The organism is Saccharopolyspora sp. NFXS83 (genome assembly GCF_026241095.1).
Taxonomy (GTDB): Bacteria; Actinomycetota; Actinomycetes; order Mycobacteriales; family Pseudonocardiaceae; genus Saccharopolyspora_C.
In genome coordinates this window covers 151,640-176,399 of sequence record NZ_JAPFGB010000005.1, presented here as the reverse complement: position 1 = coordinate 176,399, position 24,760 = coordinate 151,640, and the positions used below count along the sequence as shown (strand labels likewise).

Here is a 24,760-nt window from a genome sequence, read left to right as displayed (position 1 = left end):
ATCGTGGGATTCGGCGGAGTCCGGCCTCGCGTGGGCCGAGCGTCCACTCCGGTCAGGGCGACGACGGATCACCTTGGGGCGCAAGGCGGTGCGGCATTCGGCCCGTCCTGGCGACTACGAGGCGGCGGCGACCTGGGGAGCGGTCGGGTGCACGGTGACCCGGAGGTCGCCGCGCCGGATCTCCAGGACGTGGCGCTCGGGCAGCTCCGTCCACCCCTGCTGCGCGTTCGGCATGCCGCTGGAGCCGACGACCACCCGCTCGTCGGTGACCTGGTAGCGCAGTCGGAAGAAGTCCGGGCCGCGACGACGGGTGACTTCCGAGTCCAGGTCCTGCTCGGAGTAGGCGTAGAGGGCGTCGTCGGTCAGCAGCAGGCAGTTCAGGCTCGCGAACGCGGTGGCGCGCAGGCGGATCCGCTCGGCGGCGAGCGCGAGCGCCGCCGCGGGTTCGTGCTCGCGCAGCAGGCCGCGCAGCAGCAGGAAGTACCGCTCCGAGTCGGTGTCGCCGGTCGCGGTGGCCAGCAGATCGGCTGGGATCAACTCGTCGAGCGCGTCCCGGGGGCTGAAGAAACCGTTGTGCGCGAAGGCCATCCGCTGCCCGGTGAACGGGTGCGTGTTCTGCGCGGTCAGCGGCGATCCGGCGCTGGCCATCCGGATGTGCAGCAGGCCCGCGTCGGTCGTGGTGCGCTGGACCATGTCGAACCGCGCGGAGCGGTGCGCGGCGTCGACGTCACGGGCCACCGCCGGCGCGGTGCCCGACCACGACGCCACGCCCCAGCCGTCGCCGTGCTCGCGGGACAGGGCGACGAACTCCGGGATTTCCTCCGCGAGCAACTCGCCCAGCGGCCCCGGCCGCCGAGCGACGACACCGAGCAAACGACACATGAGGACTCCTGATCCGGCCCGGGGGCGACGAGCTGCCGGGAATCCTCCTCGGAAATCCCGCTCCTGGAACGAAAATACTGCACGCCTCGATCGTGCGGCGTCCTCGGATCGCCGCCGTGTGATCCAGGGCGCAGGTCGCGAGGACCGGGTGAGTGCCGACGCGAAACCGTGGTCGACCCGGCCGGGGTTCGATGGTGTTGATCAGGCCGCCCTTCGCGTGCACGCCCCTGGCGCACCAGCGACTGTCAATGTAGGGTTTACACGTGCAAGGAAACTTGACAGACTCGCTGCGGAAGTTGACAGCGAACGCGGAGGCGTTGCTCGCGTCGCGCGTCCTGACGGCGGGCGACGACTGGGCCGGCTCGATCGAACGCGCCGTGCGCATCCAGGCGGCTGCCGACGACGTCGTGCGCGCCGTCGTGCAGCAGGCGCGCCAGAGCGGAGCCACGTGGCAAGTCGTCGGCGATGCGCTGGGCGTGAGCAGGCAAGCGGCGTTCCAGCGCTACGGCAAGCCGACCGACCCGAGAACAGGGGAACCGATGAACACCACGCCACTGCACGGCGTTGCCGAACTGGCCGTCTCGGTGATCGACGATCTCGCGTCCGCGCGGTGGTCGCGCGTCACCGAGCAGTTCGACCCGACCATGCGCGACGGCCTGCCGGAAGAGGCGCTCGCCGCCGCTTGGGCGCAACTCGTCGGACTGTCGGGGGAGTTCGAGGGGCACGGCGAACCTGAGGTCGCCCGAGCCGGCGACGTGACGATCACGAACACGCCGCTCTCGTTGGAGGCGGGCGACTACACGGCGCGGATCACGTTCCGCGACGACCGGACCATCGCAGGCCTGCACATCGTCGAGGGGCGGACGTCGTGAGCGTCGAACTTCCGGCCGCGTCGAGGACATCCGCGCCCCGAGGACGCATGAGCAGCCGTGACCTGCGATCCACCGGCGTGTTCATCGCCCTCGCCGTCGCGCTGTCCTGGCTGGTCGCGCTCCCGCTCTGGTTCGGCGGCGGGCTCGCCGATCCCTGGTTCCCGGTCGTGTCCGTCGCCATGATGACGACCCCGGCGATCGCCGCGCTCGTCGTCGTGCGCTTCGTGGAACGGCCGCAGCGCATGACGTGGACCCTGGGGCTGTGGCCGCTGCGTCCGGCCCGGAGGGTGCTCGGCTGGGCAGGTCTGGGGATCGGCGTGTCCATCGCGCTCGTGCTGGTGGCGCTCCCGGTCGGCGCGCTGCTCGGGGTCTACCCGGCCGATTTCACGGGCTTCTCCGCGTTCCGGCAGCTCCTCGACGAGCGAACGGGATCGGCCGAGCTCCCGATGCCGGTCGGCGCGCTCATCGCCGTCCAGCTCGCCCTGATCCCCTTGGCGGCGTTGCTCAACCTCGTCCCGGCGCTCGGGGAAGAACTCGGCTGGCGGGGATGGCTGCTGCCGAAGCTGATGCCGCTCGGTCCGCTCCCGGCTCTGCTGATCACGGGCGTGATCTGGGGCGGCTGGCACGCTCCGCTCATCCTGCTCGGGTACAACTACCCGGATGCGCCGGGCTGGCTCGGCGTGACGGCGATGATCGGCATGTGCATCCTGGTCGGCGCGGTCTTCGGTTGGCTGCGGCTCCGGTCGGGATCCGTGTGGCCCGCGGCCCTCGCGCACGCCGCGTTCAACGCGGCGGCCGGCAGCTATCTGCTCTTCGCCGAGGCGGGGGAGCACGTCGACACCACGCAGGCGACGATCCTCGGGTGGAGCGGGTGGATCGTGCCGCTGGTGCTCGTCGTCATCCTCGTCGGCACCGGGCGGTTCGCTCCCGCCGAGCGCCCGCCCGGCCCGCCGGACCCGGTCGATCGCTGAGGCGGACCGCCGAGCAGAACCGGGCGCGGCCGGCCATCACCGCGCCCGGTCGAGCCCGGTTCCTACGTCCTGCTCAGCGTCGTAGCGATGCGGGCCGCCGAGGTGCCCAGGCCGGTGGGCCCGCCGAGCACCGCCGCCGCCACGATCGGTGCCGCCGCGGGCTGGTGGCGCAGCACGGACTCCTCGTAGCGGTGGCAGCCGTCGTGCCACACGAGGATGCCCGACAGCCAGTTCCGCAGTTCCTCCACGTATCCGAGCAGCACCTCGCGGGCGCCGGCGTCCAGGTCGAACTGCTCGAACAGGGCGGGCAGCTCCTCGGCGACGACGTGCTGGAACTGGCTCATCCGCGCGTTCATCAGGTCCACCACGACGGCGACGGCGCGGTCCTTGTCGCAGTCCAGGAAGTTCTGCACCACGAGGATGCAGTTGTGCAGCTCGCCTTCGAACTCGATCTCCTTCTGGTAGGAGAACACGTCGTTGAGCAGGCAGGCGTAGTCGGCGGCCGAGTTCTCGATGGAGCGCAGCGTGCGCGTCCGGTAGATCTCCGGTGGGACCGCGTTGCCGTGCGACAGGCGGCACAGGCTCATCGTCAGGTCCGAGCCGAAGGTGCGGCGGCGCATCTCGATGTAGTCCACCGGGTCCGGAATCCGGTTCTGCACCTGGTTGCCGAGCTCCCACAACCAGCTGTCGATCATCACTTCGATGGTGCGGCGGAAGGTGCGGCGCGCGTCGACGCCCATCGGCGCGGTGGTGCGCCGCCACAGGTCGGCCAGCGCCACCTCCAGCGCGTTCGCCGGTACCGGTGTCGCCTCCTGCTCGACGGGCATGAACAGCGGCAGCCGCTCGGTGCACACCTTGGCGGCGGCCACATCGCCGGTGCGCCCGAACACCACCGGGTAGAAGTCGTCGCCGTAGGTGCCCCACGCCAGCCAGTCGGTGCTGAGGTCCAGCTCGTCCGCGGAGCCGTCGGGGTGGATGCCGGAGGCGCACAGCGCCAGGTCGAAGTCCCGGATCAGCCGCTCGTCCCACACGGTGCCGTCGAGCATGCCCATGCGGTGCGCCCACTCGACGGTGTGCTCGCGGGAGTGCTCCAGGTGCGGGCTGGACTTCGCGGTGAACGGCATGTGCATGTCCTGGCGGGGCACCGGGCCGACCCGCTGGTACGGCTCGTGGCGGAACGAGCGGGCCCGCTGCGGCGCGGTGCGCAGCACCGACGTCGCGATCTGCGCGGCGGAGGTGCCCAGGCCGGTCGGTCCGCTCAACCCGTTCGCGGGCACGGGTTCGTCGCGCGTGCCGCCGTTCATGTACCTGCTGGAACGCATGTGCCACTCGTGCCCGCCGGACTGCCAGTCCTGCAGGCCCTTGACGTAGGCGAACACACCGGCGCGCGAGACCGGGTCCACCTGGTGCTCCTCGAACAGCGCGGGCACCTCGGTGAGCGCGGTGTGCTCAAACTGGTGCAAGCGGGAGGTCAGCAGGTCGTTGACGGCCTCGGCGGCCTCCTGCGTGGTGCAGTCGAGGAACCGCTCGAAGACCAGCACCCCGTTGGAGAGCTCACCTTCGTCGAGGACTTCGCGCTCGTAGGAGAACAGGTCGTTGCGCAGGTGCACGGCGTCGGAGAAGGTGTCGCGCAGCACCTCCATCGGCCGGGACGCGGCGATGCCCGCGGGCACTTCGGCGTTCACCGCGTGCTCCACCAGGTTCGCCGACCACGGCGCTCCGCCGACCTTGCGGCGCATCTCCACGTATTCGATCGGGTTGGACAGCCGGTTGCGGTTGATGTTGTGCAGTTCCCACAGCGATTCGTCGAGCAGGTGGCGGGTGTTCTCGGCGAACCGCCGCCGCCAGTCCTCGGAGCGCGCGGGCACGGTGCGGTTCCACAGGTCGGCGAGCCCGCCTTCGACCGGGTTGCGCGGGGTTTCGGTGATCTCGCCGTCGATCGGCATGAACAGCGTCAGCCGGTCCAGGTGCTCCTGCGCGGCGGCCATGTCGTGGGTGCGCTTGTAGAGCTCCAGGAAGTGGTCGTCGAAGTAGAAGACCCACACGTACCAGTCGGTCACCAGGTCCAGTTCGGGGCCGGGCGCGTCCGGGTGGGTGTAGGCGCACAGCAGCGCGTAGTCGTGCGAGTCGAAGTCGTGCTCGTCCCAGATCGGGATGCCCTGCTGCGGCACGTCGATCATGTCCTGCTCGTAGGCCCACTCCTTGGTGTGGCGACGGGCGCGTTGCAGGTGCTGGTTCAGCCTCGCCGGATGAGCCACGTAGAACTCGGGCAGCTGGAACGGTTGCACGTGCGCACCTGTCCTAACTCCGCCGGTCCGGCGGGGATCGTTTCGCTCGGGCCCGTGATCCGCGGTGGATCGTCCTGACGGCCCAGCGGGGAGGGTCTCGATGGAGCAGGCAACCAGAGTTCGAACCGGCGGCCAAGATCGCGACCACAGGTGCACTCGATCGAGAGGCGGGCCTCCTCGCCCGGCCCAACGCTCCCTCCGGAGCGTGTCCTGAACCGGACCGGCGCTGGGCTGATCGGGTGGAGGAGCCTCGGCGGTGGCGGTCGCACCGGTGATCACCGGCCATCGGTTCCACCCGGCCGGACGAACAGCGGTGATCGCGGCGTCGACCGATCAGCGGTCGAGGTTCTGGGGGCCTCCGGACTCGGGGGAGGTGGCGCGGGACAGGAGTGCGGCGAGCTCGCTCAAGGTGTGGTCGTAGACACCCCACAGGTCGAGGTCGATGCGGTGGCGGCTGCGCAGTTCCAGTTCGAGTTCGGTGATCTCGGCGGGATCCAGTTCGAGGTGATCGCGGATCCGGTCGTCCGGGTGGCGCGCCGTCGAACCGAAGCAGAGGTCGCCGAGGATCGCTCGGGCGCGCTGGATCTCGGTGCCCAGGTCCGCGCCGTCGCCACGGCCGGCGCCGGTCATCGGCCCGCCGCCGTTCGCGCGTTCCACGCCGACGGCTCGGGTAACCGATCGCGCATCGTGCTCGCTCCCATCTGTCCACAGTGGAATTGCGGGGAAGTGCTCCGGAACGCGGACCGCGAGCCCGCCCGCGCAGGAGGGCGTGGGCCGAGTCCGCTGCCGGATGGCCGAGGCGGACCCGGTGCGGATCTCGCGCGGTGGCGGCGAGTTCGCCCGCGGGTGGCCGGTTGATCGGGCCGGGTCCGGGAGGGCGCCTGCCGGATGCTCGGGGCGCCGGGGGTGCGTGGCCGAGCGTGTCAGCGCCGGGTCGGTGCTGGCAAGGAAGATCCAGCACCACAACCCGTTGGTGGCAGGGGCGTCCCGCCGGTCTCACGCGGACCCGGATCCGAGTTCGACCGTCCGTGATCGAGTGCGCGGTCGCGATCACTCAACGCGGGGACGCAGGAAAACGCTTTCGGTGGTCGTCGTGGCGGGATCGGCTGGTCCATGATGGATTCATCGCGGTCTTCCCGGACCGGCGTTCCCCGAGGGACCGCCGGGTACCGGGTGCTTCCCGTTCGGACGAGGAAGTCCGGGCGTCCCACCGGCGCTGTGCGAATCTCCGCCGGCCGCGATTCGGCGCAACGACGCGCCTGCCGCCGCGATCCCGTCTCGGACACCGCGGACCTGCCAGTGCCCCGCGCTCGCCGAAGTCCTCCAGCGGGACCTGCTTCTCCAGCGGGACCGAGTTCTCCGGTCACCCCGAATTCGACTGCGCCGAGCCGGATTCGCCCGGCACGGCCGGTCCCGGTGCAACAGCGAAGGAGTCGAGCAGATGCGTGCTCAAGAGCAACCGGGCATCCCGCGGGTCACAGCCCAGCCGGACCCGGCGCCGGATCCGGCGCAGTGGGGTGGGCTGCGCGCTGCGCTCGTGCACCGCGACCGCCAGGTGTCCGACGCCGCCTTCGCCCGGCTCGCCCGCGAACTGCTCGACCCGGCGGCGGCCGGTCCGGCCGACCTGGTCGGCCCGGTCGAGGTCCTCATCGGCCCGCCGCACCCCAACCGGGCGCGGGTGGCGCTGCTGCTGGGCGTGCTGCTCGGGGACGACGCGAGCAGCTCGTACCTGCCGGGCCAGATCAAGGGCGTGCTCGGCGACCGGCTCGACGCGCAGCTGCGGCTGCTGGACCGCGCCGACACCGAGCAGTGCCTGCGCACCGCGCTGCTGCACCTGCTGATGCACCTGCCGGAGCAGCGCGACCGGATCATGCCGGTGGTGCCCGGAGACCTGGACGAGCACGACGCCGCCCGGCTCCGCCGCTGCTTGACCGTCCCCGACTTCACCGATCCGGTCTGTGCGGCCGGAATCGGCCGGGCCTGGCCGTCCCCGGCGCACTGGGAGAGCCGCGCGCCGATCATCGGCCCCGTCCGGACCGGTGCGGAGCTCGCCGAGCTGTGGGACGCCGAGACCGCCGCGCTGCGCGCCTACCAAGGCGCGCGTGCCGAGCACGAGATCCACCGCGAGTTCGGTTGGCCGGAGCTGCCGGAGCCGCCCGAACCCGTCGAACCGGCGCTCGGCGCCTACCGGCGGCTGCTGGAGCACGAGTCGTCGACGGGCCACCACCTCGAGCTGCTGCGCCCGGAGTCGGGTGCGGTGCCGGGCGGGAACTGGGACCGGTCGGTCACGGCGTGGGACGAGGACGCCTACCTGCGGCGGAACCTGCGCCCGGCGCCGGGACCGGTGCTGGACGTGGCCTGCGGCACCGGGCGCTGGACCCGGGTGCTGGCCGAACAGGTCGGCCCGGAGCGGGTGCTCGGGCTGGACTCCGCGGCGCCGCTGCTGGAGGTGGCGCGCGCGGCGGTCCCGGGAGTGCTGTTCACCGAGGGCGACGCGCGGGCGCTGCCGTTCCCGGACGCCTTCCTCGGCGCGGTGAACTGCTCCGACGCGCTGCACCTGCTGCCCGAGCCGCACCGGGTGATCGCGGAGGTGGCCCGCTGCCTGCATCCGGCGGGCACCTTCACGGTGACCACGTACCGCCCGGGGGCGCGCGCGTTCCAGCGCTACTTCCAGCAGTGCCACGAGCGGGTGTTCGGGTTGCGGTCGTTCGAGCCGGAGGCGATCGCCGAGGCGTTCGGCGCGGTGGGACTGGACGTGGTGGATTCCAGCGGACCCGACTCCTTCCTGTTCCTCACCGCCCGCCGCCGCGCCGCCGGACGCGGAGAAGCGGGGGCGGTGGCGGTCTGATCCCGGCTCCGGCGGAATTCCGCCCGGATTTCCCCGGAACGGCCGGGAACTCCTCCGGTCGAACGTCCGACGGGCTCGGGCGCGCCGTTCGCGGCAGCCCGTCCGGACGTCACGCACGGCCCTTGCCGGAACACCGCGCGAGCATCCGCTCCGGTGTTCCGGCAAGGGTCGTCGACGTCATGTTCGGCTCGGTGGCACCGCCATTCCGGCGCTCGTGCCTGCGCGGACGCGGCTTCCGCGTGCTGCCGCCACTGCGTTCGGGCACCCGGCGCACTTGACATTCCTCAGCGGGACTGCGAACTTTTCACCCGTTCAAGCGACGGTGTTCAGGAAGCCGGTGTGACTCCGGCGCGGTCCCGCCACTGTGAGTGGGGAGCCTGCTTCCACCCGTGCCACTGCCCGACCGGGTGGGAAGGCCGGAGGCCGGGTTCTGATCCACGAGCCAGGACACTGGCATCGTCGTACCGATTCGTACGGGGTCGCGGAGCTCCGGAGGAGGTACGTGGTGCTGCGCATCGACGCATCGCGCCGGGCAGGCGCGTCTTTCCCCTCGGACCCTTGCGGTCTCCCGCGGGCATAGCCCGCCTTCGTTCGTTCCTGACCGGACCGGCTTCGGGAGACACGTGCGTCCTGTTCCTGCCACCACTGATCAGTCCTATTCGGACTCGTTGATCGAGTCCGCCCTGGCCGGCGCGTTCTGCGGCGCCGAAGGGGAAGCACCGGAGCAGACCACGGCCGCGGTGGCGTTCCTGACGGTGCAGGCGGCCCGGCACACCGGTCGCGGCACCGGCTACGTCAACACCGTGCTCAGCGTGCGGGCCGGCTCGGCCGTCGGGTCCTGCGCCGTCGAACCCGGTGCGCTCGACGAGGACGCGGTGCGCGACACCGTCGGGCGCAGCATCGCCGAACTGCTGGCGCACCCGCTGCGCCCGGTCCGGGTGGCCGCGCTGGACGCCTACCTCGCCGCTACCGCTCCGCACGGCACGCATCCGCTGGCCCGCCAAGTGCGGGTTCCGGCGGGGGATTCGCTGGCGAAGTCGATGGCGCGGGCGCGCGCGGTGGCCGCGATCACCCAGGCCCGCGAGGGCGGCCGGGTGGCGGTGATCGGCGTGGTGAACTCGCTGCTCGCCGCGTTGCGGGAACGCGGGCTGACCTGCGTCCCGTGCGATCTCAAGGGCGGGCGGACCGAGTGGGACGAGCCGATCCTGGAGGACCACGCGGCGGCGATCGAGGGCGCCGACGCGGTGCTGGCCTCGGGCATGGTGCTCGGCAACGGCACGTTCGACGAGATCGCCGCGGCCTGCGCGGCACGCGACCTGCCGCTGACCCTGTTCGCCCAGACCGGGGCCGCGGTGCTGCGGGAACTGCTCGGCGGCCCGGTGCACGCGCTGTCCGCGGAGCCGTACCCGTTCTTCTGGCTCTCCGGTGAGGAGACCACGATCCACACCTACGAGGCGCCGCGATGATCGATCGGGCACCGGCCCGGTGCGAGTCGCCGCTGGACCTGATCGGCAACACCCCGCTGCTGCGCGTCACCACCCCGATCTCCTTCGAGCACCCGGGTTTCTGGGCGAAGCTGGAGGGCGTGGCACCCGGTGGCATGAAGGCCAGGGCGGCGCACGCGATGCTGGCGGGCGCGCGCGAGCGCGGCGAGCTGCGCCCCGGCGGCACGGTGGTCGAATCCACCAGCGGCACCCTGGGGATCGGGCTGGCGTGCGTCGGGTCGGCGTGGGGGCATCCGGTGGTCGTCGTCGCCGACGACGAGCTCGACGACATGACCCGCGCCCTGCTCACCGCGTACGGCGTGCGGGTGGAGCTGGTGCGCTCGCCGCACCCGGTGGGCGGTTGGCAGCGCGCCCGCCTGGAGCGGGTGCGGGAGCTGATGGCGACACTGCCCGACCCGTACTGGCCGGACCAGTACAACAACCCGGACAACGTCAGCGGGTATCGCGGGCTGGGCCACGAACTGCTCGACCAGCTCGACGACCTCGACGTCGTGGTGTGCAGCGTCGGCACCGGCGGCCACAGCGCCGGGATCGCGCAGGTGCTGCGCGAACGCCGTCCGGAGGCCCGGCTGGTCGGGGTCGACGCGGCGGGCTCCACGGTCTTCGGCGATCCGGTGGCGAAGCGGCTGATGCGCGGGCTGGGCAGCAGCATCCATCCCGGCAACGTGGACTACGCGGCATTCGACGAAGTGCACTGGGTCGGGTCCGCGGAGGCCGTCGCGGGCTGCCGGAAGCTGGCCGCGGGGGCGTTCGCCACCGGCGGCTGGAGCACCGGCGCGGTGGCGCTGGTCGCGTCCTGGTGCGCGCGCGAACTGGGCTCGGACCGGGTGGCCGCCGTGTTCCCGGACGGCCCGCACCGCTACTGGCAGACGATCTACGACGCGGACCTCCACGCCGCCCAAGGTCTTCCCGAGCCGGTCACCGAACCATCCGAAATGGACGGAATATCGTCCGAAGTGGACACCAAGACGAGTTGGAGGAGGTCGCGCAAGGTGGTCGATCCCTGCGCCCATCGCACCGCCGGTACGGCGGGCTGCCCGGTCTGCGAGGTGCGGCCGTGAATCGCGCCGCGTTCGCCAGGCTGTCCCCGGCGGCCAAGCTGCTGGTGATCAACCAGTTCGGCATCAACGTCGGTTTCTACATGCTGATGCCGTTCCTGGCCGCGTACATGAGCGGGAACCTCGGTTACGGCGCAGCCGTGGTCGGCTTGGTGCTCGGCGTCCGGAACCTGAGTCAGCAGGGCATGTTCCTGCTCGGCGGCACCGCCGCGGACCGGCTCGGCTGCCGCCCGATGATCATCGCCGGGTGCGCGTTGCGGGTGGTGTCGTTCGGCCTGTTCGCGGTGTTCACCTCGCTGCCCGGCCTGTTCGCGGCGGCCATCCTCACCGGACTGGCCGGCGCGCTGTTCAACCCGGCGGTGCGCACCTACCTGATGCACGAGGCGGGGGAGCGGCGCGCCGAGGTGTTCGCCGTGTTCAACGTCTTCCAGCACGCCGGGACCCTGGTCGGCCCGTTGCTCGGCGCGGCGCTGCTGGCGGTGGACTTCCGGATCATCGCGCTGGTCGCCTGCGTGGCGTTCGCGGTGCTCACGGCGGCGCAGCTGCTGGTGCTGCCGCACCGCGAGGTCGAGTCGCAGCAGCAGAGCGTCCTGGGCAGCTGGCGGGAAGTGGTCCTCAACCGCCGGTTCCTCGGGTTCACGCTGTCGTTGTCGGCGTACTTCGCGCTGTACAACCAGCTCTACCTGACGCTGCCGCTGGAGGCGCGGCGCGTGTCCGGCGCGGCGTGGTCGATCGCGGTGGTGTTCGGGGTGTCCACCGTGATCGGCGTGTTCGGCCAGGTCCGCATCACCGAGTGGTGCCGCCGGAGGTGGAGTTCCGGACGTTCGATCATGCTGGGCCTGTGCTGCATGGGCGCCTCGTTCGTGCCGCTGATGCTCGCGGCCCCGGCGCTGCCCGAAAGCCTCCCGGCGCCGGGAGCGCTCGGCACGGCGCTGGCGTTCGTCCCCGTCGTGATCGCGATCGTGCTGTTCACCGTCGGGCAGGCCATGACGAACCCGTTCGCGATGGAGCTGCTGCCCGAGATCGGCAGCGAACGGCTCGCGGGCACCTACTACGGCTTCTACTACCTCGTCTCCAGCCTGGTGGCGGCGGGCGTGAGCTGGCTGGCCGGAGCGCTGCTCGACGCGTTCGAGGAGCCGGGCGTGCGGTGGTTGCCGTGGCTGGTGCTGCTGCTGGTCGGCTTGGCGGGAGCCGGGGGCACCGCGCTCATGGAGCGTCGCGGGGCGCTGGACCGGGCGCGCCAGGAGCAGCCCACGACCACGTGACGAGCCGGACCTCCCGTGCGGCGGTGCATCCCCCTGGGCGGCCGACCACGGGAATCCAGGCATCCAGCGGCGGCCTCGATCCCGGATCGCATGACCTGAGCCACTTCCGCGGGCTCTTGCCGCGATCGTGTTTGACCCTGCCGCGGCGGCACGGTTTTGACTGATCTTCGTCCACGCCGGGAACCGTCCCGGCCGAGTCGCGAGGAAACGACATGAACCAGCCGCTGCCGCACCAGATGTACCTGCTCTGCTACGACGTGGCGAAGGGACGGATCGAATCCAGCAGCGCACTGGTGCGCGGTCAGCTCGTGCGCGCCGCCGCGGTGGCCGACCTGGCCCTCAGCGGACGGCTCCGGGACCGGGCGGGCAAAGCCGAGCGGACCAGCACCGAAGTCCCGGACGATCCGTTCCTGGCCGAGGTTCTCGACCACGTGTCCCCGGACCGTCCGCGCCGCTGGTTCACCGTCGTGGACCACAGCTGGCACACGGCGGAGGCGACCGTCCGCGACCTGCTCGCCTCGACCGGCGTCATCACGGCCGATCGTCGCCGGGCGCTGGGCCTGTTCCCGGTCCACGACATCGCCGTGCCCGATCCGGAGCGGGTCCGCGCCCTGCGGGAACGGGTGCGCGACGCGGTGCTGGGCGGTCACGACCCGGCCGGGATCGCGATCGAGGACGCGGTGCTGGCCACGTTCGCCCTCCAAGGCGACGTGCGCACCGCGTTCAGCCCGCGGGAACGCCGCGCGCACCGCGAGGTGGTCCGGGCCGTGGCCGATCGCGTCGACGCCGACCTCCCCCGGCTGCGCAAGGCGTTGGACTACTCCATCGCAGCGCGCCGGGCAGGCGCGACCAGCTGAACGACCGCCCGACCCGCTCCGCGCCCGGGTTTCGTTGATCGCGGAGTGCGCCCGGAGCGGATATCGTTCGCCGGATGGACAGCGGTGGGCGAGCTCTGGTCCTCGGCGGCGGTGGGGTCACGGGCGTGGCGTGGGAGACGGGTCTGCTGCGAGGACTCGCCGAGCTCGGCTTGGACCTGTCTGCGGCCGACGTCGTCGTCGGAACCTCGGCAGGTTCCACCGTCGCGGCGCAGATCACCAGCAGCGCCCGGCTCGACGAGCTCCACGAGGCCCAGCTGCGCGAAGCGTCCGGCGAGATCGCAGCGCACCTGAGCCCGGCGGCTCTGGTGCGCTTCGTGGCCGCGTCCGCGTGGCCCGGTGATCGGGAGCGCGCCCGGGCCTGGCTCGGGCGAGCGGCGCTGCGAGCAGACACCGTTCCCGAAGCCGAACGCCGCGCCGTCATCGAACAGCGGCTACCGCACCACGACTGGCCCCGGCAGCGGTTGTCCATCCCGGCCGTCGACGCCGAAACGGGAAGCGTCCGCGTCTTCGACGACGACAGCGGCGTACCGCTGGTCGACGCCGTCGCGGCCAGCTGCGCGGTACCACTGGTGTGGCCGCCGGTGACCATCGGCGGGCGCCGCTACGTCGACGGTGGTGTGCGCTCGGCGACCAATGCGGACCTCGCCGCGGGCTGCGAGCGACTCGTGGTCATCGCCCCCACGACGGCGGCCGTGCGGCGCGCCGACCGTCCCGCGGCACAGGTCGCGGCGCTCGGCGGCGCGGTGCGCTCGGTGATCGTGAGCCCCGGCTCGGCCGCGAAGAAGGCCATGGGCCGCAACCCCCTCGACCCCGCGCGGCGAGGGCCCGCCGCACGAGCCGGGCGAGCTCAGGCTCCGGAGATCGCCGAACAGGTGCGAGCCGTGTGGACGTAGCCGCGACGCCGGGTGTCACCTGTCGTGATCGCGGCTTTGGCGCACGGGGGATGAGCGGCGTCCCATTTATCCAGTTCACAAGGTTTCGGAACATGCCTCCACTTCTTGCAATCTGTGCGTAACGTCACACTGCGTCACGCGATCGCTCTATCGTTGATCAACAACCCGAGGAATAGCGTGCTGATGCCTAGTTAGTTTGGGTAGCTATCTACATGGGTTGAGGTGGTCGTATGTGTGGCATCACCGGTTGGGTCTCCTACGCACGTGATCTCGGCACGCGGGACGGCGTGCTGCGGGACATGACGGAGACGATGGCCTGCCGCGGACCGGACGCCGCGGGAACCTGGGTCGCTCCGCACGCCGCGCTGGGGCACCGGCGGCTCGCCGTCATCGACCTGCCCGGCGGCACACAGCCGATGAAGGTCGACACCCCGGACGGCGCGGTCGCGATGGTGTACTCGGGGGAGGCGTACAACTTCACCGAGCTGCGCGACGAACTGCGCAGGCGCGGGCACCGCTTCGACACCGACTCCGACACCGAGGTCGTGCTTCGCGGCTACCTGGAATGGGGCGAGCGGCTCGCCGAAGAGCTCAACGGCATGTACGCCTTCGCGATCTGGGACGAGCGCACCGAGAAGCTCGTCATGATCCGCGACCGGATGGGCATCAAACCGTTCTACTACTACGAAACCGACGACGGCGTGCTGTTCGGCTCCGAGCCGAAGGCGATCCTGGCGAACCCGGCGGTCGACCCCGTGATCGGCCTCGACGGGATGCGCGAGATCTTCTCGTTCGCCAAGACGCCGGGCTTCGCCGCGTGGGAAGGCATGCGGGAGCTCAAACCCGGTCACCTGGCCGTCGTGGACCGCAACGGGTTGCGCGAACGCTGCTACTGGCAGCTGGAGGTCAGCGAGCACACCGATGATCGCGCGGCCACCGTCGCGCACGTCCGCGAGCTGCTCGACGACATCATCGCCCGCCAACTGGTGGCCGACGTGCCGCGCTGCACCCTGCTCTCCGGTGGGCTCGATTCCTCGGCCATGACCGCCATCGCGGCGCTGCAGCTGGCCGAGCAGGGCGAGAACGTCCGCAGCTTCGCCGTGGACTTCCCCAACCAGGCCGAGAACTTCCGGGCCATCGACGTGGCACCCACTCAGGACACCCCGTTCGTGAAGGCCGTCGCTGAGCACGTCAAGAGCGACCACGAGAACATCATGCTCGACGGCGCCGCGCTGTCCGACCCGGCGGTGCGCAGCGCCGCCGTCGGCGCGCGGGACCTCCCGATCGGTCTCGGCGACCGGGACAACTCGCTGTACCTGCTGTTCAAGGCCATCCGCGAGCAGTCCACGGTCGCGCTCTCCGGCGAGTCCGCCGACGAGATCTTCGGCGGCTACCCGTGGTTCCACAACGAGCGGCAGCGCACGGCCGACACGTTCCCCTGGCTCGTCGATTCCCCGCTGAACCCCGGCGGGCTGCTCGACGGCGGACTGACCGAGCAGCTCGACCTGGGCGCCTACATCGGCGACAACTACTCGGCCGCGCTGAACTCGGCCCCCATCAAGGACGGGGAGACAGGGCTGGAGAAGCGGATGCGCCAGGTCAGCTACATGCACCTGACGCGCATGGTGCAGACCCTGCTCGACCGCAAGGACCGGATGAGCATGGCGGTCGGGCTGGAGGTCCGGGTGCCGTTCTGCGATCACAGGCTGGTGCAGTACGTGTTCAACACGCCGTGGTCGCTCAAGACCTACGACGGCAGGGAGAAGAGCCTCCTGCGCGGCGCCACCCGCGACACCCTGCCGGACGAGGTGGCGGACCGGAAGAAGAGCGGTTACCCGGGCAGCTTCGACCCGAACTACCTCACCGCGATCCAGTCACAGGCCGCCGAGCTGATCGCCTCGAACCACCGGGTGCTGGACTTCTACGACAAGGACCAGCTCAAGGCCGCGACGCAGGCCGACGGGAAGACGATCGCCAACGAGCAGCGCAACGCCATCGAGCGGGTGCTGGACATCGCCACCTGGCTCGACCAGCGCAACCCGACGATCAAGCTCGCCTGACGGGTCGATTCAACGGTTTCTCAGCGGTTTCCTCCTGCGCAGTGCGAGGAAACCGCTGAGAACCCGCGGCGACCGCCGTCATCCGCCGGCGGTCGCCGCGGTGAACGTCCGGTCCGCCTCGGCGAGGATCCGCTCCAAGCGCGCCCCGGTGCGTTCCGGCGTGGTTCCGTCGAGCGGATCGGCCGTGAGGGAGACGATGTACTGGCCGTACCGGATCCACGCGTACCAGCGCACGCACTCCCCTGGACGTCCGTCGAAGCGGGCGCAGTAGAACCGCGACTCGTCCGCTCCCGCCGGCGTCGGCGCCGGGACCTCGGTGACGCGGTCGTACTTCTCCTCGTACCTGTCGCGCGGATCCCCGAGGCGGAACGTCACCCACGCCCAGGTCGGGGAGGCGAAGCGGTGCGCGGTCTCGTCGTACCCCGGTTCGTGGCCGTCGACCGCCGCGTCCTTCCACACGCGGGTCCACCGGTCCCGCAGCCCCGTCATCGACGGTGCCGCGGGTGTGAAGTCGGCGGATCGCCGCCACTGACCCGGAGTGCCGGGTTCAGCGGGCAGCAGTTCCGCGGCGGGACGGGTTTCCCGCCACTGCCCGGCGAACGGCAGGTTCCACGCCCCGACCGCGATCAGCAGCAGGAGCACGGTCGCGCCGACGGCCACCATCAGGCGACGCGGGCGCCGTGCCGTCAGTACTTCCGAGGTTGCCATTCCTGCACCTGTTCGACGTTCTGCGCTTCCATCTCGTTGATGGTCTTCATGACCTCGGTGTGGAACTGCTCCGGTGTGAGGTCGTCGCCGTACTTGTCGTAGATCTCGATCCCGGCCCGCATGGTGAGCTGGTCGCCCTGGTCGTCCTCGCCGACGCCCTCCCCGATCGACGCGCCTTCGATCAAGGTCTCCTCGTCGATGCCGGCGGCTCGCCCGACGTAACCGTAGTGGATGTTGGACCAGATGTCGTAGCTGGTGGTGCGGTTCTCGCCGGGGACCTTGAACTGGTACTCCTCCTTGGCGTCGAGCCCGAACTTCTCCTCCAGCAGCGGTTTGTGGTCCCACTCGGCGCCGGGGCGGACCTTGTTGCCCCACATGGCCAGGGCGGCGATGGTCTCCCCGCCGGGGTCGCGGCCGAACTCGTACCACTCCTTCGGCCGGAGCAATTCCTTGATCATTTCCGTCGTGTCGGAGTCGCGGTTGCGCATCATCTCGTCGTAGATGTACTTCTCCGATTCGCGGAACCGCGCTTCGCTCTCCGCCGCTTCGGCCGCGGCCAGCGTCGGTTGCTCCGGTGCGTTGAAGTCGTGCTTTTCGTCGACGTTGGACTTCAAGGCGAACGCCGCGTTCTCGTCGGCCTCGGTGGCCGCGATCAGGGCGCGTTCGATCTCCTTCTTGATCTCGTCGATCTGATCGCGGTAGGCGACATCCGCGCCCGGTCCCGCCGACTTCGGGCGGACTTCGCCCTTCTCGTTGACGACGAGGTCCTTCGCCGGCGCGTCGACGTCGGCGATCTCCACGAGGCGGTCCCGCGCTTTCTTGATCGCGTCGTGCGCCTCCCGGAGGATGTCGCGGATTCCGGTGGCCTCGGCGGCGGCGTCGCCGAACTCCTTCGCCGTCTCGTCGATGAACGCGATGCCCGCCTGAGCGTCGTCGCCTTGCCACCCCGCGGTCTGCACCGGCTTGAGCACGGTCTCGTGGATGTCGCCGTCGAGGGTCTTCAACTTGCCGATCAGGTCCGTCCAATCGGACACGCAGCTCGCGAGCTCTTCGAGCGGGGCGTGACGGACGTCGTCGTAGCTGAGCAACTGCCACTCCTCACTCGAAGTGCTTCGCGATGTCGGCCATCGTCATCTCGTTCTCGGCTTCGACGGCCTCGTGGCCCTCCGCCGTCGCGTGCAGTTCCGCGTCGAGCTTGGCGCAGGCGAGCACCAGCGTGTCGACCTGGGAACGCCAGGTCTCCGTCGCCCCGCTCAGCGCCCGGCCGAGCACGAAGTTCTCCCGAGACAGCGCGGTGCCCGCTGCGGCCCCGCTCTCCTCGACGGTCTTGCGCGCGCCGTCGAGCCGATCCTTGATGTCGGCGGACGCGTCACCGCACGCCTTGAGCACGGCGGTGTTCACCTGCATCGCACCACCGTCGTCGTCCGGCGTGTCGTCGCCGGGGTTGAGCTGTGTCCTGATGCCGCCCACCGCATCCGTCCCCTCCGCCACGTCCGCGCTTCCGCGCTGTCCAACCGGACTGGGAGCGGGGCGGACCTCCTGGAAAGCTAGACAGCGGCGGGGGAGTCGCGGGGCGTGTTCGGTGTGAACATGCCCCGATCGGATCAATCGGATCTCTGGATCGACGGCGGACGAACCCGGAACGGCGGTCCGTCGCGTCGTCGATCCGGATCACGGGGTCCGGATCGATGACATCGGTCTTTGCGCCGCCTCAGTCCGCGGGTTCGTAGACGGACGGCTGGAAGGCCGCGCGCCTGCGGTATTCGAGGCTGGTTCCGGGCCAGTTGGTGCTGATTCGTCCGGTGGCGTCGCGGTACCAGCTGGTGCACTTCGTCCAGACGCTGATGCGGGTGTCGATCACATCCACGTCGGACTGAGCCAGGGCGGGGAGGTAGTCGCCGGAGAACAGCATCCGCTTGCAGCCGATGGGGTACTGCGGCCACACCTTCTCGAACAGGTCCGGGTCGGGGACCTGCCGCCGCATGTGCCGGCGGCTGTACGCGGTGAGGGCGCGCGACAACACCTCGGAGCGGAGGAAGGACAGGGTGACCGCTTCGCTGAATCCCCACCACGCGGCGCGTTCGATCAGCTGCGCGGCGCGCACCTTGTGCGCCGCCCGGTACCCGAACTCGGTGTCCGAGCGCGGCACGAGATGGGCCGGGCTGCGCTGGAAGACCGTGAGGTGCGCGACCTCGGGCTGGATCTCCGGGACGAATTGGACGGCGCTGGCTCCGGTGCCGATGACCGCCACGCGCTTGCCCGCCAGCTCGACGTCGTGATCCCACTGCGCGGAGTGGAGGGCGGCGCCCCGGAACGTCTCCCGTCCCGGGATGTCCGGCCACGACGGGCGCGACAGCTGCCCGACCGCCGACACCAGGACGTCGACCTCCACGGTTCCGTCGCCGGTGCGGATCCGCCACGTGCGGGTGGTTTCGACGTAGTGCGCGGCCGTGACCTCGGTCCCGAACCGGATGTGCCTGCGCAGGTCGTACTTGTTCGCGACGCCCCGCAGGTAGTCGAGGATCGCCGGTTGGCCGGCGAACCGTCGCGGCCAGTTCCGATTGGGTTCGAACGAGAACGAGTAGTAGGGCGACGGGACGTCGCAAGCCGCGCCCGGATAGGTGTTCTCCCGCCACACGCCCCCGACGTCCGGACCGCGTTCGAAGATCACCAGGTCGTCGAGTCCGGACCGCTTGAGCTCGATCGCCGCGGCGAGGCCGCCGAATCCGGTGCCGATCACGGCGACTGACGGCTGGCGCATCGACCCTCCAGGTTGTGAGCGCCCGTCCCGGGCGGGGATTCAGCGCTGCAGCCACTCCGGCCGGGAGGAACCGCGCGGCACCAGCACCGTGCGGTAGTGCCCCGGTGTCGCCGACATCCGCACCTGGTCGGTGACGCCCTGGTAGTGGCCCAGCGGGGTGTCGGCGGTGAAGGTCTCCGGGGCGAGGTAGGCGTGCCGGGCGTCGCTGCCGGCGGTGGCCTGGGCGTAGTGCTTGTCGAACACGCCCATGCTGAGGATCCACAGCGCGGCGCGGGTGAGCGAGACGTGCACCCGGTAGCTGCCGCCCTCGGTGGCGCGGCGAGCCAGCGCCTCGGCGACCCCGGTGGTCAGCAGCCAGGACACGATGTAGTCGTTGACCACCAGGATCGGGGGCAGCCCGGGGGTTTCGCCGTCGCCTTCGAGGTTCATCATGCCGGTGAGGCTGCCCGCGGTCTGATCGAACCCGACCCGCCCGGCCCACGGGCCGCGCTCGCCGTTGAGCGTGGTGGTGGCGTGGATGATGCCGGGGCGGGTCTCGGCGGCCTGCTCGGGGGAGAGGCCGATGGAGTCGAGGTAGCCGGGCCGTCGGTTGGCGAAGAACACGTCCGCGTCGGCGAGCAGGCCGCGGATCCGTTCGACGCCTTCGGGCTTGTACGGGTTGACGGTGGCGGAGCGGGTGCCGACGTTCGCGGTCACGTAGGTGGTGTCGTGCTCCAGTTCGTTGGGGCGCCACAGGTTCAGCACGTCCGCGCCGTGCAGCGCGAGCGCTCGCCCGACGCCCGCACCGGCGATCACGTGGCCCATGCCCAGGGCGCGGATGCCGTCGAGCGGGGAGTCGCCGCCGGCCAGCGGTTCCGGTTCGCTCTCGCCGATCTTGGTGATCTCCACCAGCGGCATGTCCGCGAGCGCCTCGCGGTAGTGCCGTTCGGCGAGCAGTTCCTCGGTGCTGCGCAGCATCGGCAGCACGGTGCCCGCCTCCACCGCCGCGTTCTCCAGGTCGAGGCCGTTCCAGCCGGAGATCGCCTTCGCGACGGCCTCGGCGTCGTCGGGGACGCCGAGCAGCTTCTGCGCCGCGATCTTGATCTTCGGGTAGGGGTTGAGCGGCATCATCCACCGGTCATCGGCGGTGCGGTAGAAGGCGAAGCCGAGCGCGTTGGACGGATTCGCCGCCGTCGCCGCCGGATGACCGTTGAGCAGCTCCCACTTGCGGTCGTAGAACGGGCACAGCCGGTGCGGCGCGGACCGCAGGTCCACCTCGATGTCCTGGCCGTCGCCGCCGCGCAGCCGCCACAGCTTGGCGATCGCCGCGGACTTCGCGGCGAGCGCGATCGCCGAACCGCCGCCGAGCCGCAGCGTGCTGGGCACCACCGGGTCCGCGCCGTGGAAGGTGACGGATCCACCGGTATCGCTGGAACTCATCCCCACACCGCCGAGCACCTCGTCGAGCTCGGCGTGCGGATCGAACGCGTCCGAGGTGGCCGGTGCGGCCACGGCTGCGGCGACGCGGTCAGTCAGCGACATGGTTGCCTCCTTCGCCCGGTAGCAGTTCCACCGGGATGGTCACGTGTTTCGCCCGCAGGTATTCGCCCACGGCCTTGCCGACCTGATCGACGCGCAGGTTCGACGAACCACCGGTGCCCAGCAGGCCGCGCAGCACGAAGTGCACCGCGCGCAGGTTCGGGAACTCGTGGCGCACGACGGGCAGGTCCGCGCACTCGGGCATGAGCTCGCGCAACGCCTCGGTGGACAGGGCCTCGCGCAGCCATGGCCAGGCGCGGTCGTCGCTCACCCAGACGCCGACGTTGCTGTTGCCGCCCTTGTCGCCGCTGCGCGCGTGCGCCAGCAACCCCAGCGGTGCCGAGCGGGTTCCCCCGGTGGTGGCGGGCTTTCCGGGCTCCGGGTGCGCGGGTTGCGGTGCCACCGGCTCGGTGCGCACCGGCGGCTTCACGTCCACGACGGACCCGTCCGCGAGCACGACCCGGTGCGGGACCTCGGACATCGGCAGCAGCGCGGGCCAGTAGTCGATGCGCGGGCGGGGCGTGGACGTGAGCCCGGCACCGCCGTCGTGGAAGTAGCCGGGAACGCTCTGCAGGTACAGCGAGCCGAGCCGCGCCGCCGCGTCGAACCGCTCCAGCGGAGCTTTCTCCGCAGCGGTCGCCATCACCCGCAGGCCCACCGTCGCGTCCCACTGGGTGCTCGGATCCGCCGCGGCGGTGCCGATCCGGGTGATGTCGAGGTCGGTGACGCCCTCCGGGACGTCGCGGCCGATCTGCGCGCGCAGCAGGTCCACCTTCGCGTCGACGTCCAGCCCGGTCACGAACACGGTGTTGACCACCTGGTGGCCGAGCTGCCCGAACACGGCGACCTTCGTCGTCGGCGGCGGGGGAGAACCGGTCGTCCCGGAGACCCGAACGCGGTCCGGGCCGTCGAGTTCCAGCGCGACCTCGTCGAGGTGCACGGTGACGTCCGGGTTCAGGTACGCCGGGCCTTGGATCTCGTAGACGATCTGCGCGGTGACGGTGTCGGTGGTGACGGTGCCGCCGTCGTGGGCGTGCTTGGTGATGACGCTGTCGCCCGCGGCGTCGATCTCGGCGATCGGGAAGCCGGGCACGAGCATGCCCGGGACCCGGGTGAACCCGGAGAAGTTGCCGCCGGTCGCGTGCGGGCCGCACTCGATGATGTGCCCGGCCAGCACCGCCCCGGCCAGCGCGTCCCAGTCCTCGCGTCCCCAGCCGTGCCACCACGCCGCGGGCCCGGCGGTCAGCGAGGCGTCGGTGACCCGGCCGCACACCACGATGTCGGCCCCGCCCGCGAGCGCTTCCGCGATGCCCCAGCCGCCGAGGTAGGCGTTCGCGGCCATCGGGTCGGCGTCCCACTCGGTGAGCGCAGCACCGGAATCGAGGTTCTCCAAGCGGTGCCCGGCCTGCTGGTAGGCGGCCAGCCGGTCGAGCACGTTGTCGCCTTCGACGTGGGCCACCCGCAACGCGACGCCTTCGGCGGCGATGAGCTCCCGCAGCGCGGACGCGAGGGCGGCGGGGTGGAAACCGCCCGCGTTGGTGACGACCTTGACGCCCCGTTCGGCGAGCGTCGCCAGGTGCGGGCGCAACTGGTCGACGAAGTACTCCACGTAGCCCCGCGCCGGGTCCCGCCGGTAGCGCACCGACAGCGCGGCGAGGGTGATCTCCGCGAGGTAGTCGCCGATCAGCACGTCCACCGGATCACCGGCCAGCACCTCGTCCACGGCGCTGAACCGGTCGCCCAGGTAGCCGGAGAAATCGCCGATGCGGATGGCGCGTTCACGCACTGCCGAACACCTCGCTAGTAGTCAGGTCCCACGCTAGGCCGGGACTGGATTCGCGGCCACGACCGTTCCGCGAAGGCCGGCGTGATCGTGGCGGTCATGCAGGGGCTCAGGACGTTCCGGGAGGAGTCCTCACGCGGTGAACTGAGGAGCAAGACCAGGACGGGGCCACTCGGTGCGGTAGAGCACGCCGCGACCTGAGGAGGTGATGTGGGCCGTGCGCAGGTCGGGGCCGCCGAAGCAGATGTTGGTGACCAGCGGATCCGGCACCGGGACCGGCACGACGTCGACGATCTCCCCTTCCGGGCTCAGCACGGTGATCGCTCCGGTGTTCAGGGTCGCCACGCACACGTTGCCCGCCGAGTCCACCGCGAGCGAGTCGAGCATCTGCGCCCCGGCGAAGCCGTGCAGCAGCTTCGCGTGGCGTGCACCGGCACCGCCCGCGGGCCCGCGCACCTGGCCGGGGCCGGTGACGTCCCAGCACCACACCCGGCCCGGCCCCGTTTCGGCGACGTACACGCGGTCGCCGTCCGGGGACAACCCGACTCCGTTGGGTTGCTGGAGCGGGTAGACGATCTCCTCCACTCGGGAACCGTCGGGCAGCGCGTAGTACAGCCCGCCCAAGTCCATGTCCCGCCCGCGGGTCTTGCCGAGGTCGGTGAAGTAGAAGCCTCCGTGGGCGTCGAACACGAGGTCGTTCGGGCCGCGCAGCGGATGGCCGTCCACTTCGGTGTAGAGGTCGGTCACGGCACCGTCGAAGGTGACGCGCTGAACGCGGCCACCGGAGTAGTCGTCGGGCTGGCCGCCGGGGACGGTGAGTCCTTCGCGGTCGTGCCAGGCGAATCCGCCGTTGTTGCACACGTACACCGCGCCGTCCGGCCCGATGGCGGCACCGTTCGGGCCGCCCCCGCAGTCGGCGAGGACGGAGACCGCGCCGTCCGGCGCCACCCGCGACAGGGTGCCGCGCCGGATCTCCACCACCAGCACGGAACCGTCGTCGAGCGCGACCGGTCCTTCGGGGAAGCTCAGCCCATCAGCGACAGCGGTCAGTTCGGACATAGCGGGACACCTCTCATAGCGGTTTGGATCGGCGGGTGGAGGAAGTTCAGCGACCTGCTCGTTTCGGCGTCATGGATTCCCGAGGTAGCGGGGGTTGGCGACCAGCAGGCGGTCCGTGACGCCCTCGCGCACGGCGGCGAGCACGTCGTCGCCGTCGGCTCCGGCGCGGACCGCGGCGGCGAGCTCCGCCTCGTCCCGGTAGCCGAGCGCGGTCAGCCGGTCCGCTCGCCGCCGCCGCTGCCGCGGTCCGAGGCGCAGCTCGCGTTCCACCGCGCCGAGCGCGTTCTCGGCCACCAGCGCGTGGAACCGGGATCGTCCCTCCAACGCGGGCCGCGCGTCGGTGCGCAGGAATTCCGCCACCGCCTCCACGAGTTCGACCGCCGTGGGCCGACCGTGCAGATCAGGCTCAGGTGCGGCCGGTTCCGGTGCGTCCTCCGGTGACGGCCGAATTCCCAGTGCCAGCAGCAGATCGTGCTCCTGCTCGCACACCCGCCTTCCGATGGCAACGAGCTCCACCGAGCGGTCCGCGCCGGTCAGGTGCCTCCGGGCCATGTCCCGGCAGCCGACCGCCCACTTCACCGTCCCGTACACCTCCCACCAGTGCACCGCCGCCGGATCCGGCGCCCAGCCCGCGACTTCGGCGTACCCGGCGAACAGGTCCGCGCGTTCCCCGAAGCCGCCCACCGGTGGCGCGGCGGCGAACCGCCACGCCTTGACGCACAGCCACCCCAGGTCCTCCAGCGGATCACCGCGGTGCACCAGCTCCCAGTCGAGCACCGCGCGCAGCCCGCGCGGATCGACGATGAGGTTGCCGTTGCGGAAGTCCCCGTGCACCACCACGTCCCCGGCGGGCGGCGGCCGATGCTCCCGCAGCCACCGGAGGCCGAGCTCCAGCGCGGGCAGCGGTTCGTCGTGGCGCGCGTGATCGGCCTCCAGCGCGGCCAGCGGATCGGGGTGCGCCAGGCCGGGAACCCGCTCGACCGGGATGCGGTGGATGCGGGCGAGCACCCTGCCGAGCTCGGCGGCCAGCGTCGGGCGAACCCCGGCGAACTCCGGTTCCCGCAGCAGGCGCCGGGGAATCGTCTCGCCCTCGACGTGTTCGCTGATCAGGTACGGCGCGCCGAGCACCGCCGGGTCGGCGTCGTGGTCCAGCAACGCGGGGACGGGCACCCCGGACCGAGCGGCGGCGGCGATCACGGCCGCCTCCACGCCCATCGACTCCGGCCGGTCGTAGCCGGGCGGATCGCGGCGCAGGATCAGCTGGCGCGCGTCGGTCGCGGTCGTGGCGCGGAACGTCCAGGTCTCCCGGCTCGCCCCGCCGGTGAGCCGTTCCGGAGCGGACACCTCGACGGGCCCGCCGCACAGACCGGTGAGCCTGGCGGCGAGCCGCGCGCGGAGTTCCTCGCTCATC

20 protein-coding genes and 1 riboswitch are annotated in these 24,760 nt (G+C 71.2%); of the genes, 9 read left to right on the top strand and 11 right to left on the bottom strand.

The window, feature by feature from the left end; all coding sequences use genetic code 11:
* Positions 1 to 114 precede the first annotated feature (114 nt).
* Positions 115 to 882 (bottom strand): class II glutamine amidotransferase, encoded by a 768-nt coding sequence (locus tag OOZ19_RS07605; RefSeq protein ID WP_266089304.1) that lies wholly within the window; start codon positions 880 to 882, stop codon positions 115 to 117.
* Between the two features lie 296 nt (positions 883 to 1,178).
* Here OOZ19_RS07605 and OOZ19_RS07600 point away from each other — a divergent pair, with 296 nt between their 5' ends.
* Together OOZ19_RS07600 and OOZ19_RS07595 are read left to right on the top strand one after the other, a co-directional pair.
* The gene (locus OOZ19_RS07600; protein WP_266089303.1) at positions 1,179 to 1,754 is read left to right on the top strand and encodes a DUF3887 domain-containing protein; all 576 of its coding nucleotides are present in this window, start codon (positions 1,179 to 1,181) and stop codon (positions 1,752 to 1,754) included.
* Positions 1,755 to 1,801: 47 nt separating this feature from the next.
* A complete protein-coding gene (locus OOZ19_RS07595) occupies positions 1,802 to 2,725 on the top strand; it encodes a CPBP family intramembrane glutamic endopeptidase (protein ID WP_266089302.1) in 924 nt (307 codons plus the stop codon).
* A gap of 62 nt (positions 2,726 to 2,787) precedes the next feature.
* On the opposite strand, the gene OOZ19_RS07590 is transcribed toward OOZ19_RS07595, so the two are convergent.
* Entirely contained in the window at positions 2,788 to 5,013 is a 2,226-nt protein-coding gene (locus tag OOZ19_RS07590) for a terpene synthase family protein (RefSeq protein WP_266089301.1), read from the bottom strand.
* 333 nt (positions 5,014 to 5,346) lie between these two features.
* Positions 5,347 to 5,670 (bottom strand): hypothetical protein, encoded by a 324-nt coding sequence (locus OOZ19_RS07585; RefSeq protein ID WP_266089300.1) that lies wholly within the window; start codon positions 5,668 to 5,670, stop codon positions 5,347 to 5,349.
* 784 nt (positions 5,671 to 6,454) lie between these two features.
* On the opposite strand from OOZ19_RS07585, the gene OOZ19_RS07580 reads away from it, so the two are divergent.
* From OOZ19_RS07580 to asnB, 7 genes are all read left to right on the top strand, one after another.
* Positions 6,455 to 7,861: a class I SAM-dependent methyltransferase gene (locus OOZ19_RS07580; RefSeq protein ID WP_266089299.1), complete on the top strand. Its 1,407-nt coding sequence runs from the start codon at positions 6,455 to 6,457 to the stop codon at positions 7,859 to 7,861.
* A 305-nt stretch (positions 7,862 to 8,166) separates the two neighbouring features.
* Positions 8,167 to 8,334, top strand: a riboswitch (cobalamin riboswitch).
* 150 nt (positions 8,335 to 8,484) lie between these two features.
* A complete protein-coding gene (locus OOZ19_RS07575; RefSeq protein WP_266089298.1) occupies positions 8,485 to 9,327 on the top strand; it encodes a Rossmann-like domain-containing protein in 843 nt (280 codons plus the stop codon).
* Positions 9,324 to 10,427 carry a PLP-dependent cysteine synthase family protein gene (locus OOZ19_RS07570; protein ID WP_266089297.1) on the top strand — a complete coding sequence of 368 codons (1,104 nt, stop codon included), beginning with the start codon at positions 9,324 to 9,326 and terminating at the stop codon, positions 10,425 to 10,427. Before OOZ19_RS07575 ends, OOZ19_RS07570 begins: the two co-directional genes overlap by 4 nt.
* On the top strand, positions 10,424 to 11,689 hold the full coding sequence (locus OOZ19_RS07565; protein ID WP_266089296.1) for an MDR family MFS transporter: 1,266 nt from the start codon (positions 10,424 to 10,426) through the stop codon (positions 11,687 to 11,689). Before OOZ19_RS07570 ends, OOZ19_RS07565 begins: the two co-directional genes overlap by 4 nt.
* A 212-nt stretch (positions 11,690 to 11,901) precedes the next feature.
* The gene (locus OOZ19_RS07560; protein ID WP_266089295.1) at positions 11,902 to 12,546 is read left to right on the top strand and encodes a GOLPH3/VPS74 family protein; all 645 of its coding nucleotides are present in this window, start codon (positions 11,902 to 11,904) and stop codon (positions 12,544 to 12,546) included.
* A gap of 74 nt (positions 12,547 to 12,620) precedes the next feature.
* A complete protein-coding gene (locus OOZ19_RS07555) occupies positions 12,621 to 13,460 on the top strand; it encodes a patatin-like phospholipase family protein (protein ID WP_266089294.1) in 840 nt (279 codons plus the stop codon).
* Positions 13,461 to 13,690: 230 nt separating this feature from the next.
* On the top strand, positions 13,691 to 15,520 hold the full coding sequence (asnB, locus tag OOZ19_RS07550) for an asparagine synthase (glutamine-hydrolyzing) (RefSeq protein WP_266089293.1): 1,830 nt from the start codon (positions 13,691 to 13,693) through the stop codon (positions 15,518 to 15,520).
* A gap of 78 nt (positions 15,521 to 15,598) precedes the next feature.
* On the opposite strand, the gene OOZ19_RS07545 is transcribed toward asnB, so the two are convergent.
* The 8 genes from OOZ19_RS07545 to OOZ19_RS07510 form a co-directional block, all read right to left on the bottom strand.
* Entirely contained in the window at positions 15,599 to 16,228 is a 630-nt protein-coding gene (locus OOZ19_RS07545; RefSeq protein ID WP_266089292.1) for a hypothetical protein, read from the bottom strand.
* Complete coding sequence (locus tag OOZ19_RS07540) at positions 16,207 to 17,316, bottom strand: polymorphic toxin type 44 domain-containing protein (protein ID WP_266089291.1); 1,110 nt, start codon at positions 17,314 to 17,316, stop codon at positions 16,207 to 16,209. Before OOZ19_RS07540 ends, OOZ19_RS07545 begins: the two co-directional genes overlap by 22 nt.
* A gap of 10 nt (positions 17,317 to 17,326) precedes the next feature.
* Positions 17,327 to 17,719 (bottom strand): hypothetical protein, encoded by a 393-nt coding sequence (locus OOZ19_RS07535; protein ID WP_266089290.1) that lies wholly within the window; start codon positions 17,717 to 17,719, stop codon positions 17,327 to 17,329.
* 220 nt (positions 17,720 to 17,939) lie between these two features.
* The gene (locus OOZ19_RS07530; RefSeq protein ID WP_266089289.1) at positions 17,940 to 18,989 is read right to left on the bottom strand and encodes a flavin-containing monooxygenase; all 1,050 of its coding nucleotides are present in this window, start codon (positions 18,987 to 18,989) and stop codon (positions 17,940 to 17,942) included.
* A gap of 39 nt (positions 18,990 to 19,028) precedes the next feature.
* A complete protein-coding gene (locus tag OOZ19_RS07525) occupies positions 19,029 to 20,510 on the bottom strand; it encodes a CoA transferase (RefSeq protein WP_266089288.1) in 1,482 nt (493 codons plus the stop codon).
* Positions 20,497 to 22,293: an acyclic terpene utilization AtuA family protein gene (locus tag OOZ19_RS07520; protein ID WP_266089287.1), complete on the bottom strand. Its 1,797-nt coding sequence runs from the start codon at positions 22,291 to 22,293 to the stop codon at positions 20,497 to 20,499. The genes OOZ19_RS07525 and OOZ19_RS07520 overlap by 14 nt, the downstream gene beginning before the upstream one ends.
* 129 nt (positions 22,294 to 22,422) lie before the next feature.
* Positions 22,423 to 23,349, bottom strand: coding sequence for an SMP-30/gluconolactonase/LRE family protein (locus OOZ19_RS07515; protein ID WP_266089286.1), 927 nt, complete (start codon positions 23,347 to 23,349; stop codon positions 22,423 to 22,425).
* 69 nt (positions 23,350 to 23,418) lie between these two features.
* Positions 23,419 to 24,759, bottom strand: coding sequence for a phosphotransferase family protein (locus tag OOZ19_RS07510; protein WP_266089285.1), 1,341 nt, complete (start codon positions 24,757 to 24,759; stop codon positions 23,419 to 23,421).
* Between the last annotated feature and the right edge of the window lies 1 nt (position 24,760).

Coding starts and splice junctions, on each gene's coding strand:
- OOZ19_RS07605 (WP_266089304.1), bottom strand. CDS start 882: ATGTGTCGTTTGCTCGGTGTCGTCGCTCGGCGGCCGGGGCCGCTGGGC.
- OOZ19_RS07595 (WP_266089302.1), top strand. CDS start 1,802: ATGAGCAGCCGTGACCTGCGATCCACCGGCGTGTTCATCGCCCTCGCC.
- OOZ19_RS07580 (WP_266089299.1), top strand. CDS start 6,455: ATGCGTGCTCAAGAGCAACCGGGCATCCCGCGGGTCACAGCCCAGCCG.
- OOZ19_RS07570 (WP_266089297.1), top strand. CDS start 9,324: ATGATCGATCGGGCACCGGCCCGGTGCGAGTCGCCGCTGGACCTGATC.
- OOZ19_RS07560 (WP_266089295.1), top strand. CDS start 11,902: ATGAACCAGCCGCTGCCGCACCAGATGTACCTGCTCTGCTACGACGTG.
- OOZ19_RS07555 (WP_266089294.1), top strand. CDS start 12,621: ATGGACAGCGGTGGGCGAGCTCTGGTCCTCGGCGGCGGTGGGGTCACG.
- asnB (WP_266089293.1), top strand. CDS start 13,691: ATGTGTGGCATCACCGGTTGGGTCTCCTACGCACGTGATCTCGGCACG.
- OOZ19_RS07545 (WP_266089292.1), bottom strand. CDS start 16,228: ATGGCAACCTCGGAAGTACTGACGGCACGGCGCCCGCGTCGCCTGATG.
- OOZ19_RS07530 (WP_266089289.1), bottom strand. CDS start 18,989: ATGCGCCAGCCGTCAGTCGCCGTGATCGGCACCGGATTCGGCGGCCTC.
- OOZ19_RS07525 (WP_266089288.1), bottom strand. CDS start 20,510: ATGTCGCTGACTGACCGCGTCGCCGCAGCCGTGGCCGCACCGGCCACC.
- OOZ19_RS07515 (WP_266089286.1), bottom strand. CDS start 23,349: ATGTCCGAACTGACCGCTGTCGCTGATGGGCTGAGCTTCCCCGAAGGA.
- OOZ19_RS07510 (WP_266089285.1), bottom strand. CDS start 24,759: ATGAGCGAGGAACTCCGCGCGCGGCTCGCCGCCAGGCTCACCGGTCTG.